The following is a 1255-nucleotide window of genomic DNA, read 5'->3' as shown; positions in this document are numbered from 1 at the left end:
ACACAAAACACAAAACACAAACTCATAAAATATCCTAAATCATCTATAATATTCAAAAGCAGTGAAAAACCAGAAAACTATTTTTATGTAATCATAAAAGGTAAAACATTATCATTTAATAATTTTATCAAAGACTCTAATTTTTTTAGTAAAAATGGCGATATTATAGGTTTAATATCATCTATAACAAACGAACCATATTTTTCTTCAATAGAAGCTATAGAAGATTGTGAGCTTTTTGAGATAAAAATAGATAATATAAAGAATATTCATAATAAAAATATTATTAAAAAAATATCCAATTATTTATTGTTTACTCTTGAGGTGTGGCTTAGTAAATATTATAATATTTTAATCAATAACAAAATAGATTTGTATAATAAAGAAGATACATTACTAATGGCTAAAATATATAAAAACAATGGTTTTGAAGATGCAGGATATAAGCTTTGCATTTCTCATATAAATACATTTCAAGATTGTGAAAATTGCGATGATGTAGTAGATTTCTTAAAACATTTAAAACCAGCTTCTGAACCTATAAAAATTGATAAAAATGTATATAAATTTCAAAAGGGATATTGTTTATACACTGAACTTGATATCATTAATAACATTTACTGTATAAAATCTGGAAAAATTGGAATATATAATATAATTAATTCAAAGCATACAGTAGGAGTTATATATAAAAGTAATCATATTTTAAACTTTGTGAATCCTAAATTAGAATATAAACCATTATTTATAACAGCAATAGTACTTGAAGAGTCTGTAGTAGAAATACTGCCGTATGATGATTTTTTAGAAAAATTATATACAGACATTAGTTTAAGGTTAGATTATATAAAAATGAATTCTATGAAAATTATAACTACAATATTAAAAATAAAGGCTTTAAATAAAAAAAATATAAAAGAAAAAATTATTGTTTTGATATATTCTATATTAAAGATAGAAACATTATTTAATGATAATAAAACAATAAAATTATCATATTCTTATGAAGATATAAAAAATATGCTGAAGTTATCAATATCTTATACAGAAATATATTTACTTCTTAAAAACATAAATTATATTGAAACTGATTTATTTAATAATATTATAATTACTGATGCTGAAAGCTATCTTAATGAATATTCCAATTATATATAATAGCTTTTCTAAAGCTATTTTTATATTTTATAAAAGGTAACATAATTAAATTAACATAATAATACTTTACAATTTTTATTATTTTTAGTATAATGCT

At 19.8% G+C, this 1255-nt stretch carries 1 protein-coding gene; it reads left to right on the top strand.

Features of this window, described 5'->3' with window-relative positions:
• The coding region (locus EZH24_RS12080; protein WP_336596098.1) for a cyclic nucleotide-binding domain-containing protein at positions 1-1158 on the top strand (1158 nt) is incomplete at its 5' end.
• Positions 1159-1255: the final 97 nt, after the last annotated feature.

This window comes from Brachyspira catarrhinii (genome assembly GCF_005518285.1).
Lineage (GTDB): Bacteria > Spirochaetota > Brachyspiria > Brachyspirales > Brachyspiraceae > Brachyspira > Brachyspira catarrhinii.
This window is presented reverse-complemented; position numbering and strand designations above follow the sequence as displayed.